Origin of the sequence: Bartonella numerosa, assembly GCF_037070845.1 — a bacterium.
Lineage (GTDB): Bacteria > Pseudomonadota > Alphaproteobacteria > Rhizobiales > Rhizobiaceae > Bartonella.
On record NZ_JAYMZI010000003.1, the window covers coordinates 74,460 to 89,628 of the forward strand.

The 15,169-nt window shown below is 44.7% G+C and carries 10 protein-coding genes and 1 pseudogene; 3 read left to right on the plus strand and 8 right to left on the minus strand.

Annotation, left to right across the window (positions count from 1 at the left end):
* Window positions 1-19: 19 nt before the first annotated feature.
* The 6 genes from WCP75_RS02420 to WCP75_RS02445 all read right to left on the minus strand — a co-directional run bounded on the left by WCP75_RS02420 (window position 20) and on the right by WCP75_RS02445 (window position 7,741).
* Window positions 20-436, minus strand: coding sequence for a F0F1 ATP synthase subunit delta/epsilon (locus WCP75_RS02420; protein WP_336276700.1), 417 nt, complete (start codon window positions 434-436; stop codon window positions 20-22).
* Window positions 437-513: 77 nt separating this feature from the next.
* Window positions 514-2,106 (minus strand): F0F1 ATP synthase subunit beta, encoded by a 1,593-nt coding sequence (gene atpD / locus WCP75_RS02425; protein WP_336276660.1) that lies wholly within the window; start codon window positions 2,104-2,106, stop codon window positions 514-516.
* A gap of 19 nt (window positions 2,107-2,125) precedes the next feature.
* Complete coding sequence (locus WCP75_RS02430) at window positions 2,126-3,037, minus strand: F0F1 ATP synthase subunit gamma (protein WP_336276661.1); 912 nt, start codon at window positions 3,035-3,037, stop codon at window positions 2,126-2,128.
* A gap of 19 nt (window positions 3,038-3,056) precedes the next feature.
* Entirely contained in the window at window positions 3,057-4,592 is a 1,536-nt protein-coding gene (atpA, locus tag WCP75_RS02435; protein WP_336276662.1) for a F0F1 ATP synthase subunit alpha, read from the minus strand.
* Entirely contained in the window at window positions 4,592-5,176 is a 585-nt protein-coding gene (atpH, locus tag WCP75_RS02440) for an ATP synthase F1 subunit delta (RefSeq protein WP_336276663.1), read from the minus strand. Before atpH ends, atpA begins: the two co-directional genes overlap by 1 nt.
* A gap of 339 nt (window positions 5,177-5,515) precedes the next feature.
* The gene (locus tag WCP75_RS02445) at window positions 5,516-7,741 is read right to left on the minus strand and encodes a primosomal protein N' (protein ID WP_336276701.1); all 2,226 of its coding nucleotides are present in this window, start codon (window positions 7,739-7,741) and stop codon (window positions 5,516-5,518) included.
* Window positions 7,742-8,048: 307 nt separating this feature from the next.
* Between WCP75_RS02445 and WCP75_RS02450 the strand changes: the two are divergent.
* Window positions 8,049-8,714: pseudogene (locus tag WCP75_RS02450) on the plus strand (transaldolase family protein).
* On the opposite strand, the gene lptE reads toward WCP75_RS02450, so the two are convergent.
* Complete coding sequence (gene lptE / locus WCP75_RS02455; RefSeq protein ID WP_336276664.1) at window positions 8,711-9,250, minus strand: LPS assembly lipoprotein LptE; 540 nt, start codon at window positions 9,248-9,250, stop codon at window positions 8,711-8,713. The pseudogene WCP75_RS02450 and the gene lptE sit on opposite strands and share 4 nt — an antisense overlap.
* Entirely contained in the window at window positions 9,237-11,861 is a 2,625-nt protein-coding gene (gene leuS, locus WCP75_RS02460) for a leucine--tRNA ligase (protein WP_442894940.1), read from the minus strand. Before leuS ends, lptE begins: the two co-directional genes overlap by 14 nt.
* A gap of 167 nt (window positions 11,862-12,028) precedes the next feature.
* Here leuS and WCP75_RS02465 point away from each other — a divergent pair, with 167 nt between their 5' ends.
* Window positions 12,029-12,724 (plus strand): YggS family pyridoxal phosphate-dependent enzyme, encoded by a 696-nt coding sequence (locus WCP75_RS02465; RefSeq protein ID WP_336276666.1) that lies wholly within the window; start codon window positions 12,029-12,031, stop codon window positions 12,722-12,724.
* A 226-nt stretch (window positions 12,725-12,950) separates the two neighbouring features.
* A complete protein-coding gene (gene acs / locus WCP75_RS02470) occupies window positions 12,951-14,894 on the plus strand; it encodes an acetate--CoA ligase (protein ID WP_336276667.1) in 1,944 nt (647 codons plus the stop codon).
* Window positions 14,895-15,169 lie beyond the last annotated feature (275 nt).

The following is a 15,169-nucleotide window of genomic DNA, read 5'->3' on the forward strand; positions in this document are numbered from 1 at the left end:
GCTTTTCCTGCATGCCCCACTATGCCTCCATCAATGCACCATCGACACCTGTCAATTGACGAAAAAATTTCTCTACTTCATGATTCGATTCACCGTCTGATTTCCCTTCTAACGCTGCGCGAACATGAGAAATTTTTTGTTCCAAAGCATCAAAAGAGAGATGCTCTACAGCAATAACTCTTTCAGCTAAAAGGGAACAACCAGCTGAATTAACATCCGCAACTCCCCCAAAAACAGCAAACAGCCTTTCTCCTGAAGAAGATAAAACACGAACGCTCCCCAATACGACACTTAAAACCAATGGTGCGTGATTCGCCATGACCGTTAAATAACCTGAAGCGGAAGGAAGAACGACAGACGTAACACGCTCTGAAAGAATAAATTTCTCGGGCGATATAAGCTCAAACAAAAAGCAGTCTACTTTATTGCCTTCCACAACGACCTCCACAAGATTCAATACAGGAACTTTTTGTCATTCCTTTAAACAGGCGCCCACCACAAACATCATCCACATCATGAAGAAGCTTCTGCAATCAGACGTTTTCCTTTTTCCACAGCTTCATCAATCGACCCAACCATATAAAAAGCTGCTTCCGGCAAATCATCATAATCACCAGCGCAGAGGCCTTTAAATCCTTTTATCGTATCCTCCAAAGGAACAAGCTTCCCGGGTGATCCTGTGAAAGCCTCAGCCACATGAAAAGGTTGCGAAAGAAAACGCTCAATTTTACGTGCGCGCCCCACAAGCAACTTGTCATCTTCAGAAAGCTCGTCCATTCCGAGAATGGCAATGATATCCTGTAAAGATCTATACCTCTGTAAGATAGTCTGGACCTGATTTGCGACAGAATAATGTTCCTCACCCACTATCAATGGATCCAGCATGCGCGAGAAAGAATCAAGTGGATCGACAGCTGGGTAAATGCCCTTCTCCGCAATTGATCGCGAAAGGACTGTCGTGGCATCCAAGTGAGCAAAAGAGGTTGCTGGCGCTGGATCTGTCAAGTCATCAGCCGGAACATAAATCGCCTGCACAGAAGTAATAGATCCCGTTCTAGTACTTGTGATACGCTCCTGCAGAGCCCCCATATCTGTTGCCAAAGTTGGCTGATAACCCACAGCTGAAGGGATACGCCCCAAGAGAGCGGACACTTCAGCCCCCGCTTGTGTGAAACGGAAAATATTGTCCACGAAGAAAAGAACGTCCTGACCTTCATCGCGAAAGCTTTCTGCAATAGTTAATCCTGAAAGCGCAACACGCGCCCGCGCCCCTGGCGGCTCATTCATCTGCCCGTAAACAAGCGCACATTTTGAACCTTCTGTTGAGCCATCATTGTCTTTTGGGTTTACGTTAACGCGGCTTTCGATCATTTCGTAATAAAGATCATTTCCCTCACGCGTGCGCTCTCCAACGCCGGCGAATACAGAGTACCCACCATGAGCCTTCGCTATATTGTTGATGAGTTCCATAATGAGAACGGTTTTACCGACACCGGCTCCCCCAAAAAGGCCGACCTTACCACCCTTAGAATAAGGTGCCAACAAATCAACGACTTTAATACCCGTAACAAGAATTTCCGATGTGGTCGACTGCTCAACATAAGGAGGAGCTTCTTGATGGATGGAACGCTTCTTCGTCGCAGAAATCGGCCCAACATTATCAACAGGCTCTCCAATAACATTCATGATACGACCGAGCGTCGCTTCCCCGACGGGAACAGTGATCTGTACTCCTGTATCAAAAACTTTTTGACCACGCACGAGACCATCCGTCGTATCCATAGCGATCGTGCGTACTGTGTTCTCACCCAAATGCTGAGCAACTTCTAAAACTAGCCGATTTCCCAAATTCTCTGTTTCTAATGCATTGAGAATATTTGGCAACCCGCCCTCAAACTGCACATCGACAACAGCGCCTATAACCTGTTTGATCTCACCAACCGAACCCTTCACGTCTGTCTCTTTAGAGGGAGTACGTACAGAATCTGCAGAATTCTTCACGCTAGTTCGAGATTTTGAGGCGGTTTTTCTAACGCTTGAGCGAGCAGATGGCTTCTTTTCCTCAACTTTTGTTGCTCCTTTGCTTGACGTCACTGCTTTTACCATCAATCCTTACCTTTTCAATTCAAAGCGCCTCAGCGCCAGCAATAATTTCAACCAATTCCGTAGTGATCTGCGCCTGACGCTGACGATTATAAGTCACCGTTAATTTATTAATCATCTCACCTGCATTACGCGACGCATTGTCCATAGCGCTCATTTTTGCACCCATTTCGCCAGCAACATTTTCAAGTAAGGCTCGAAAAATTTGCATAGAAAGGTTACGTGGCACAAGCTCATCTAAGAGGGAAGCTGCATCAGGCTCATAATCATAAACAGTCGACTGTGAAGCTCGGCTTCTATCTGCCCTGTCAGAAGTATCTTCTTGCCGGATATCCTCTTTTGGAGAAAACGTTGGAATTAAGCGAAAAGCCGTTGGACGCTGATTAATCACTGAAATAAATTCAGAATAAAACAGTGTGCACACGTCGAAAGCGCCCTCATTAAACAAATTAACGATACGCTGACTGATCATCGCTGCCTCTGCAAAACCAACCCGCTTAACGGAACGCAAATCAAAATGATCGATCATCAGATCTTTGTAATTACGCAGTAAAATATCTGCTCCCTTTTTGCCTACAGTTAAAATTTTAACTATCTTACCAGCAGAAAGCAGCGCCTCAACTTGCTCACGAGCGCGACGCGCAATTTGTACATTGAAAGCGCCGCATAAACCACGTTCAGCGGTACATACTACCAGAAGATGCACATCGTCCCTTCCTGTCCCAATCAATAAAGGGGGAGCGTCAACAACATCAACATCAACGGCAACATTAGCTAGAATAGCAGCCATTTGCTGAGCGTAAGGGCGTGCAGACTCAGCCGCCTCCTGCGCGCGATGCAGCCTTGCCGCAGCGACCATTTGCATGGCTTTGGTAATTTTCTGTGTTGCCTTAACCGAGGCTATACGGTCTCTGAGATCCTTTAGCGACGCCATTTAAGCATTCCACCAATCATCACGAAAATTTTTTCGCATAAGTGTTAAGGATAGCAATCAATTTTTCCTTAATACCGTCTGTTATCTGCTTTTGTTCAGCAATATCCTGCAACAGGTCTTGGTAATCGCTACGCAAGAGTGTCAAAAGACCTTGCTCAAACCGACCAACATCAGAAACTGCCAACGCATCAAGATAACCATTAACGCCAGCGAAAATGACAACAACCTGCTCTTCGACTTTCAATGGCGAAAATTGCGGCTGTTTTAGAAGCTCAGTTAAACGCGCACCACGATTCAACAGGCGCTGCGTCGATGCATCTAAATCTGAACCAAATTGCGCGAAAGCCGCCATTTCTCGATATTGTGCCAACTCACCCTTGATCGAGCCCGCAACTTGCTTCATCGCCTTAATTTGTGCGGCAGAACCAACACGCGACACAGAAAGACCGACATTTACAGCAGGACGAATTCCCTGATAAAACAAATTTGTCTCCAGAAAAATTTGCCCATCAGTAATCGAAATCACGTTGGTTGGAATATAAGCGGAGACGTCATTCGCCTGTGTCTCGACAACCGGCAAAGCTGTCAAAGACCCAGATCCATTTTCAGCATTCAACTTTGCAGCCCGCTCTAGAAGGCGTGAGTGAAGATAAAAAACATCCCCTGGATAAGCTTCACGACCAGGAGGACGGCGCAGCAAGAGCGACATCTGACGATAAGCAACCGCCTGCTTTGAAAGATCATCGTACCCAATCAAAGCGTGCTGACCATTGTCACGGAAATATTCCCCCATCGCACAACCAGCAAGCGGCGCAATAAATTGCATAGGCGCAGGATCAGAAGCAGTAGCAGCTACAACAATTGAATACTCCAAGGCCCCGCGCTCTTCCAAAACCTTCACGAACTGCGCAACTGTCGAACGCTTCTGGCCAATCGCCACATAAATGCAATAAACCTTATCTTGATCTCTTCCAGAACCTTTTTCGTGAAATGGTTTCTGATTTAAAAATGTGTCAAGAAGAATTGCCGTCTTTCCTGTTTGACGATCCCCAATCACCAACTCACGCTGCCCACGTCCAATAGGTATAAGCGCGTCGACGGACTTTAATCCTGTCGACATTGATTCATGTACGGACTGACGAGGAATGATTCCCGGAGCTTTAACATCAACACGACGACGCTCCGTTGCTTTAATAGGGCCCTTGCCATCTATGGGGTTTCCGAGAGCATCAACAACACGGCCAAGAAGCTCTGGACCTACGGGAACATCCACAATAGCGCCCAACCTCTTAACGCAGTCACCCTCGCGAATATCACGATCAGAACCAAAAATAACAACCCCAACGTTATCCATTTCCAAATTCAGCGCCATACCGCGCACACCATTTGAAAAAGAAACCATCTCACCTGCCTGGACATTATCCAAACCATAAACACGGGCGATACCATCACCTACAGACAAAACCCAACCAATTTCTGATACCTCAGACTTTTGATCAAAGTTCCTGATCTGCTCTTTTAAAATTTTTGAAATTTCAGACGGTCTAATGTCCATCAGCTGACCTCTTTTTTCAATGCAAGCTTAAGCGAAGACAACTTCGCCACAAGAGACGCATCAATCTGAAATGACCCCAGGCGAATAATCAGCCCACCTACAATCGTTGGATCAACAGAGATACGCAGAAAAACTTTTCCCCCAACAACACTTTCCAAAGCCACACGCAGTTCTTCTTCTTGCTGGAGACTCAACGGACGCGCAGAAATAATCCGCGCAGAAACCTCCCCACGGGACAAAGCAACACAGCGCTGAAAAGCGCGAAAAATGCCAGACAAAGCACCAAGACGGCGGTTTACCACGATCATACGCAGAAAACTACGAACAACCCCGCCGGCACCCTCGCCAGGAAACCCAAGACCATCGCATATAGAACACACCACTCCGACTTGCTCTTTCACCGAAAACAAGGGGATCTGCACAAAGCGCTTTAAGTCTTCATTCTGATCCAGCACAGTAAGAAAAGATGCTACAGACCTCTCAACACCTTCGATAGACCCCAACTCTCGAGCAAAATCGAAAAGCGCTTCTGCATAGCGCTGATCTACCAACGGCAGCGGTATAAGAGAAAACGAATCTGACACGAAATACCGCCTCTTTCCCTAGAGCAACTCTCTGAATAATCACCATGAAACGAATCAGACATCCCGAATTTCAAGAATCTCCTCCCTAAAACTCAGAATAAAAAACCTTTTGGCTTCTAGCATAGACATAGCCGACTCGCAACACCGCAAATCAACACTCCTTAAAAAATTTAACAAATATCCTGTAGTTGATCTTCGGAATACGGAACAAAATTGCAATTCTTTATGCCTCCTGCAGGCATATCCTCCAATTTTTCTAAAAGTAAGCGAATTCTAGGAACGCAATCTCTTTTAGAGGATATTCTTTAGAAGTCCTCCGATGGGTCTTTTGCTTTATTTTCAGAGAAAACTTTGTGGATCGATATCAATTTGTACCCAAACAGAACTTGGCATTTTAGGTGCATTTTTGAGTACTTTACGAATAAACCCCTGCATATCGAAAGAGCGCTGTCCCTGTAGCAAAAGTCGAAAACGATGACGTCCCCGAACAAGAGCCAGCTGAGCTTCCGCAGGACCTATGAGTAAAACATCTTTTTCCTGTGGAGCTGCCAAACGTAGCGCGCGTGCGTAATGTTCTGCAGCTTGGCGCTTTTCTGACGACACAATTAAAGAAGCAAGTCGCCCGAAAGGTGGCAAATGATACTGCATCCTCATTGCGAGTTCATGCTTATAAAAGTCCTCGCGTTTCCGTAAAAGTAAAGCTTTTATAACTGGATGATCAGGTTGATAAGTTTGCAATAATCCAAAACTTTTTAACCCTGCACGCCCTGCACGCCCTGTAACCTGAGATAAAAGCTGAAAGGTGCGCTCAGCGGCACGTAAATCGCCATTAGCAAGGCCAAGATCAGCATCGATTACTCCAACCAAAGAAAGCTGAGGAAAATGGTGCCCCTTAGCAACCAACTGCGTCCCAATAACGATATCCACCTCTCCTCTTGTAACTGCCTCCAATTCGTTTCGCAATTGCCTAATCCCGCCTTTCAGGTCGGTTGACAAAATCAACAATCGCGCTTGTGGGAAAAGTGTTTGTGTTTCTTCAGCAATTCTTTCTACACCCGGTCCACAAGCTACAAGATGATCCAAAGTGCCACATTTACAACATGCTTCTGGAAGCAACCGATGAAAACCACAATGATGGCATTTAAGCTGCCCCTGTACACGATGTTCAACCAACCAACTCGAACAGTTTTCACAATGGAAACGATGTCCACAAACTCGACATAAAATTAAAGGTGCATAACCACGTCGATTAAGGAAGAGAAGCGCTTGCTCCCCCTTTTCGAGGGTTTGTGCTAAAGCCTGTTCGAGAACAGAGGAAATAAAACGCCCTCTCTTCAAACCCTCTTGACGCATATCGATGGCTTGCAACTGTGGGAGTGCGGCCGCTTTAAAACGCGATGGTAAATTAACCCGTTTATAACGCTTCCACAAAACGTTCGCCTGACTTTCAATCGATGGTGTCGCTGAAGATAAAATAACTGGAAAACGTTCAAAAGAACCACGCGCCACTGCCATATCACGTGCGTGATAAAAAATGCGCTCTTCCTGTTTGTAAGCACTATCGTGCTCCTCATCAACCACGATGAGCCCAAGCTCTTGAAAAGGTAAAAAAAGTGCTGAGCGCGCTCCAGCAACAACCCGAACGCGTCCTTCTGCAACTTGCCGCCACAAGCGTTCTCGGCGACGAGGTGCTAAGTCCGAATGCCACTCCGCCGCTGAAGTGCCAAAACGCGAATGAAAACGATCTAAAAATTGCTGCGTTAAAGCAATCTCTGGCAATAAAATTAGAACTTGTTTACTACACATGAGCGCTTGAGCGACCGCTTCAAAATAAACTTCGGTCTTCCCTGATCCTGTGACACCATCAAGAAGAAAAACCTGAAACTTGGAGGATAAAACCCCCTCCCGTAACGCTGCTGCCGCTTCACTCTGTGCGCCTTCTAACTTAGGGGAACAAAAATGAGGATCAGGCACTGAAACAAGATCAGGTGTCGGCACCATGACATCCTCAAAAACTCCAAGCGACTTTAGCCCCTCAACGACAGAAACGGAGACACCTGCCGCATGTGCAAGACCAGAACGAGTCCAAATCGTACCATCGCGCACCAATTCTAAAACCCGTGATCGCGCCGATGTTAAACGTTCCACTTCCCCTCCACAGTACCGCAACCCTGGCATTCGCGCCTCTGGCTCCAAAGCAGCAGAAACACACAAAACTAACCGCGCAACAAGTCCGAACGGAGCCATTGTGTACTGACTAACAAAACGCAAAAACGCAATCATCTCTACCTTTAGCGGCGGACAATCAAAAACATGAAGAATTAAGCGCAGCTTCTCACGCGCCAATGGCTTAGCCATTTGCGAAACTTTTTCTGTTTGCTCACCAACATCTACTACAAAGCCGCAAACCTCACGCCCCATTACTGGAACACGAACAAAGGAACCAACCCCTACTTCCATAAAGGGCGGAACCAAGTAACTATAAGCACAAGAAACAGGGAGGGGTACTACGACAGAGACAACCTCTCCCTCTGCCGCATTTGATTTTACTTTTTGCACCGACATTGCCTGGCATGCCTTGTTTTTTGACATAATCAAAAACCTCTCTCTTGCGTGATTTACCACCCTCCGCTTAGCAACAAAACCCTGCTGATCATAATCATTCTCGAAATGCTGACACCACAAATACCAAAGTCATGAACAGAATCTCCTCTATATTTTCCCCTTTCCCAAAAGCTTATTTTTTTAATTTTATCCAATGAATCATCAAGCTACGCAGGTACCAGGTCACCTTCTTGCTGTTACACCCAACAATAGCGCATAACAAAAATGGAGCGAAATATCAGAAATTTTGAGCGCAAAATAAGGAGGATTGGCAACGAAGTTTTTTGTGGATAGCGCAAACGTCAAAGATATACGAGGATTACAAAATTTGAACTTAATTGACGGTGGTTACCACAAACCCCTCCTTTATACTAAAATCAGGACGCAATACCATCGATGCAGCGAAAGAAATCGTGACCTCATCGATAGGACCGTTTCTGTCAGTGTTGCTGCAACTGAATTTTAAGATATTATGGCAGAAGCTGCTATTTTCGCAAAAATTTCTGATAATATCTGCCTTAAGCTTCAAGCTTCCTCTAACATTTAGTGGATTGAAAGCATGCAGCACCTTGGCAAAACAAAGAATAAAGGCAAATTTCGCTCTCTGTTTTTCTGCCAACCAGGACTTACTGGAAGCAAAAGCGGGCGCGGCATTTGTTTCTACCCCTTATTGGTAAAGTCGATGATTGTGGAGCAGATGGTTGTCATTACTTCGTGAAATTTGCGCAGTCTACCATAATTGTAGCTTTAAAAAAAATCTTAAGCAGCATCAATTCGCACAATTGACCACGTCAAGCGCGCCGCACTAAGCGGCGCAGATGTTGCGACCATTCTACCAACGATATTAAAAGCTTTCATAAAGCACCCTCTAACAAATTAAGAGTTATAAACATTCTTAGAGGATTGGCAAAAAACCCGACAAAATACCGCTTAGCGTCTCGAAAGATTTCTCGAAAGCGACAGTAAGATCCGTTCGGCCACTTCTTCGGCTGCGCGTCTTTGCGCATCTTCTTCTGCTTGCAAAGTTGCGTACTCTTGGTCAAGCCGCTCGAAAGATACACTTACAGTCCCCATTCCTTGAGAAATGGTCACGTTCTTCATATCTTGCAGCGTATAAGAGGCCTTACCCGTTACAGTCCCAAGAGAGGGACGTCCTTCTCTGTATCGATCAAACTCTATTTGCACGGAGTTCCTTGTAAAAACCGATGCCTGTAATGCTAATCTATAAGCCGGACTGGAAGGCTTGCTCCCACTTCCATATAGAAGAAACAGCAAATGGTTGCGCACCATTTGACCAAAACGATCGGAAGGTTCGTCAATAATAATGCTAGCAAGCTTAGTGGAAAGCCCCACGGAACTCTTCGCCGAAGTCTGGGACACTCCACGATAAAGCGGCTCAATAGTGCATCCGCATAAAAATAAGAAAAAAACAGCAAATCCTGCGAGAGCAAAATTTTTAAAGAACGACATTAACGATCCTCCGCGGAACAATAATCATTTTTTTGACTGTTTTCTCAACCAAAAGCGCCTGAACAAAATCGAGAGCCAAAACAGCTTCCTTTATCGCCACTTCATCAGCTGTTACTGGAACTGTTATTTCACCACGCTTTTTGCCATTAATCTGCACCGGCAAAGTATAGGAGTCATCGACAGTCAATACTGGGTCGTAAATAGGCCAAGCAAGCTCAGAAATCAATTCCTCTCCCCCCAAAGCAGTATGACACTCTTCCGCTAAATGAGGCATCATAGGTGCAATCATAGCGAGGAAGAAATCCACTGCTTGACGCAAAGATGCTTTCATCTCATCCTCGAGACTTGCAACCTTATTCAGCAACGGTGCTATGACATTCAAGAATTCATATAAGCGCGCAACCGCCCGATTGAACGCAAGCTTTTCTAGATCATCTTCTACAGCGCAAAGCGTGCGATGCGCTACCTTTGAAAGTTCCAAAGCAGCACCCTGACGCCCTGCGCAAGGAACAACGTCCCTTAAGACTGTAGCACTTAAAGCCACACAACGCCAAATACGCTGTATAAAACGATGCGCTCCCTCAACACCGGCCTCTGTCCAGATGACATCGCGATCAGGGGGAGAATCCGATAACACAAACCAGCGCACAGTATCAGCCCCGTAAGATGCTACAATATCGTCAGGATCAACGACATTCTTTTTTGATTTTGACATTTTTTCAATAGAACCGATCGTCACTTCACTTTGGTCGGTCAATTTATAAGCCCGGCGTTTTCCATCTTTTTCAACGATTGAAATTTCTGCTGGAGAAACCCATCCCTGATCATCTCGGTAGGTTTCATGAACAACCATCCCTTGAGTAAAAAGCCCCTTGAAAGGTTCGTCCATAGCCACATGACCAGCTACCTTCATGGCACGCATGAAAAAGCGAGCATAAAGCAAATGCAAAATTGCATGCTCAATTCCACCGATATACTGTTGCACAGGCAACCATCCAGCTACCGCATTTTTATCAACAGGCTCTTGCGCCCGAGGTGAAGCAAAACGCGCATAATACCATGAAGAATCAACAAAGGTATCCATCGTATCTGTTTCTCGCTCGGCAGGTTGACCACAAGCAGGACAAGCAACCATTTTCCACGTTTCGTGACGTGCAAGAGGATTGCCAAGCTGATCAAAAGTTACATCATCAGGCAACACAACGGGCAAATCGGCACGCGGAACAGGAACTGCCCCACAAGCTGAACAATGTATTATTGGAATTGGACACCCCCAATAACGTTGACGAGAAATACCCCAATCACGTAATCGAAATTGTGTAGTCTTTTTCCCTTGGGGATGACCACTCAGCACTTGTCTCTCGAGCCGCTTCGCTGTCTCTTCAAAAGCTTGTTGTGGCGTCAGACCATCCAAAAAATCTGAATTGATCATCACCCCATCACCAGTATAAGCTGTTTCAGCAATCGCAAACTCTTTAGCATCATTCCCCTTTGGAAAAACAACCGGACGTACAGGAAGTCCATATTTACGTGCAAAATCTAAATCTCTCTGATCATGGGCGGGACAACCAAAAATAGCCCCTGTCCCGTGGTCCATAAGAACAAAATTAGCGATATAGACAGGAATATGCACTGTCGTATCGAATGGGTGGACAGCTGAAAGCGGCGTACGAAATCCTTGTTTTTCAGCGGTTTCAAGTGCCTCAGTTGTTACTCCACCGCGCTGACAGCCTTTGATAAAAGCGTCTAAAGTCTTGTCCTTTCGTGCTAAGGCTTGCGCAATGGGATGGTCAACAGACAACGCCAAAAAAGAGGCACCAAAGAGCGTATCAGGCCGTGTCGAATAGCAAACAATTTCGTTGAATGTTTTACAAATATCATCAGCAGTATTTGTCGTATTCAAAGCCCAACGAATCAAAAGACCTTGAGATTTACCGATCCAATTTTTTTGCATGACGCGGACCTTTTCAGGCCACTTCTCAAGTTCTTCAAGACCTGCCAATAACTCTTCACTAAAGTCACTAATTTTAAAGAACCATTGCGTCAACTCACGCTGTTCAATCAATGCGCCAGAACGCCACCCTCTTCCATCAATCACCTGCTCATTTGCCAAAACGGTTTGATCAACAGGGTCCCAGTTCACCCTAGCTACTTTACGCGCAACCAATCCCTTTTGGTATAGATCAAGGAATAACATTTGTTGGCAGTGATAATATTCCACGTCACAAGTTGCAAATTCGCGCGACCAGTCAAGAGAAAGCCCTAATTGCTTCAGCTGCCTGCGCATTACCTCAATATTCTGGTAAGTCCAAATTTTTGGATGTACTTTATTTTGCATAGCTGCGTTTTCAGCTGGCATACCGAAGGCATCCCATCCCATAGGATGAAGTACATTAAACCCCCTTGCACGTTTATAGCGCGCTATAACATCTCCCATGGCATAATTGCGCACGTGCCCCATATGGATGCGGCCAGAGGGATAGGGAAACATTTCTAAAACATAATATTTTTCACGCGGATCCCCTTGATTGGTTTGAAAGACCTTCCTTTCGTCCCAAGTTGCTTGCCATTTTTGTTCTTGGGCATGTGGATTATAGCGTTCGACTGTCATTCCCATTATACTCTACTAAATTAATAAAATCGGACCAAAAAACTTGTTTTATCCTTCACCATGGATTAAGCCCACCGTCAAGATCGTCACTAATTATTTTCCTAAGCAGTTTAGAAAGCTTTATAAACAGTTGTCTGGTCCCCAAACAAAAATAGAAAGCGCAAATCATGAGCACTCCCTGTACCACGACACTTAGCGGATCTTCTGTTGAAGCGTGGAAAAAACTTCAAACGGATATTGCTGAAACATGTAAAGATTCGCACCGCTCTCCGGAAGAAGTGCAACTTCTTGCTGTTTCAAAGACCGTGCCAGCAGATAACATTGTCCCTCTTTTACAAGCAGGGCAATCTCTTTTCGCGGAAAACCGAGTGCAAGAGGCTGCCGAAAAATGGACTCACTTACGTCAACGATTTCATCCTATTGAACTTCACCTCATAGGACATCTACAATCCAATAAGACAGCGCAAGCTGTCAAAATTTTTGATATTATCCAAACTATTGATCGCGAAAAAATAGCAAAATGTTTAGCAGAAGAAATGCAAAAACAAGAAAAGTATCTGCCCTGCTATGTTCAGGTAAACATTGGATTAGAGCCCCAAAAAAGTGGTGTTGCACCACAAGACGTCGTTTCCTTTGTTGATCGATGCAAAAAACACTACGGACTCAACGTTGTTGGACTCATGGCCATCCCACCAATACAAGAGAATCCTGGTCCCTATTTTGCTCTCTTAGCAAAATTAGCAAAAAAAGCCTCTCTTCAAAAACTTTCTATGGGAATGTCCAGCGATTTCAAAATTGCTATTCAATTCGGCTCCAATGTTCTTCGTATTGGCTCAGCCATATTCGGAGAACGTCTTTCTTAGCCATATTTTCGCTGGAGTTGTAAAACTTCAGCACTATAAAGGTGTAGAAACTCTTCCTTAAACTGAATATAATCCCTGAGACTTCAAAACTTGATTGCACAAAGCTTTGCGATTTGATCTAGTCTGAAAAGCTGTTTTTAAGAGAAATACTTTTGGAGTAGGCGTTCTGTAAAAATAATGCCGATATATCGTCTTATTTTTTCAGATCATAGATAGGGAGGGAAATATGTCCAAAAAAATTTACCCAATACTGGATGATATTAAAAAAAATACTTTTATCAATGAAGAAACCTATCAACAATGGTATCAGGAAAGCATTAATGACCCAGAAACTTTCTGGGCAAAACATGGACAACGTATTGAATGGTTTAAGCCTTATACGAGAGCAAAAAATACTTCGTTTAATGATGATGTATCGATTCGATGGTACGAAGACGGAGTGACGAATGTTGCCTATAACTGTATTGACCGCCATTTGAAAAAACATGGTGATCGCACTGCCCTAATTTGGGAAGGCGATAGCCCCTATCATGATCAAAAAATAACCTATAACGCGCTTTATGAGCATGTTTGTCGTTTTGCCAATGTTCTCAGGAATCATGGTGTAAAAAAAGGCGACAGAATTACTATTTGCTTACCGATGATCCCCGAGGCTGCCTATGCTATGTTGGCCTGCACTCGCATCGGTGCTATCCACTCAGTTATTTTTGCGGGCTTTTCCCCTGAGGCGATAGCAGGACGCATTGTCGATTGTGAATCGACGTTCGTAATCACTGCTGATCAAGGCTTACGTGCAGGAAAAGTGATCAAATTAAAGGACAACATCGACCACGCCATCGATATTGCAGAACGCCATAACGTGCATGTTAATCGCGTTATGGTTGTACGACGCACAGGCAACACGATTAAGTGGGTAAAAGGGCGCGATTTTTGGTACCATGAAGAAATCCTTGACGCCAAGACGGATTGTCCGCCAGAAAGAATGAATGCAGAAGACCCTCTTTTCATCCTTTATACATCTGGTTCAACAGGCAAACCCAAAGGTGTTCTGCATACAACAGCTGGCTATCTCGTTTATGCGTCGATGACACATCAGTATGTTTTTGACTACCTGCCTGGCCAAATTTACTGGTGTACAGCTGATATCGGTTGGATTACTGGCCATTCTTACTTGATTTATGGCCCCCTATGCAACGCCGCCACAACCCTAATGTTTGAAGGCTCACCAACTTTTCCAGACCAAGGCAGATTTTGGGAGATTGTCGACAAGCACAGCGTGAATATTCTCTACACCGCACCAACCGTTATTCGCATGTTGATGGGTGCAGGAAATTCATTTGTTGAACGCTACAAAAGAACGTCCTTACGCTTGCTCGGCACCGTAGGTGAACCTATTAATCCAGAAGCGTGGGAGTGGTTTTATCAAACGGTCGGAGATAGTCGCTGCCCCATACTCGATACATGGTGGCAAACAGAAACAGGTGGACATATGATAACGCCCTTGCCCGGCGCAACGCAGCTTAAAGCAGGGTCAGCCACACGTCCTTTCTTTGGTATTCAACCCCAAATTATTGATACACAAGGAAATGTTTTAGAAAATGAAACTGAGGGCAGCCTTTGCATTATTGATTCGTGGCCAGGTCAAATGCGCACGCTTTATAATGATCATAAACGCTTTATTCAAACTTATTTTTCTCCATATAAAGGAAAATATTTTACAGGTGACGGCTGCAAACGGGATAGTGATGGCTATTACTGGATTACAGGACGTATCGACGATATCATCAATGTCTCTGGACATCGGTTAGGAACAGCTGAAATTGAATCGGCGCTCGTTGCACATCCCACTGTTTCAGAAGCAGCTGTCGTTGGTTACCCTCACCCCATTAAAGGGCAGGGAATCTACAGTTTCATTACTTTAATGGAAGACGTAAGCCCAAGCGAAGAGTTACGCAAAAATCTTATTCAGCATGTCAAAAGAACAATGGGCTCTATTGCCATATTGGATAAACTCCAGTTCGCCCCTAAATTACCTAAAACGCGATCGGGAAAGATCATGAGGCGTATTCTACGAAAAATTGCTGAAAATAATTTCGAAAATTTAGGAGATACTTCAACCCTTGCTGAACCACAAATTATCGATGACCTTATTTCTAACCGTCAAAACTAAAAGGATCACTCTGTTCAATGTAAAATATCAACAACACCCGGCTTTAGCATTTTTGCTAGAATCGACTACGCATTCCTGTTAAAGTCGCCAGTTGAACAGAAGAAGGAAAGATGACAACCAATGATATTTTTAATGTGACTGAAAACGAACGGTGTACTCCTAACAAAGACGAAGAACTACTAAAAGAAGAAACGTTCAGAATGTTTGAGCGTGTGCACTGGCGAAAATCTGAAACAATAGCGGTAAAGTATCCTGTATGTGATTCAATAGAGAAG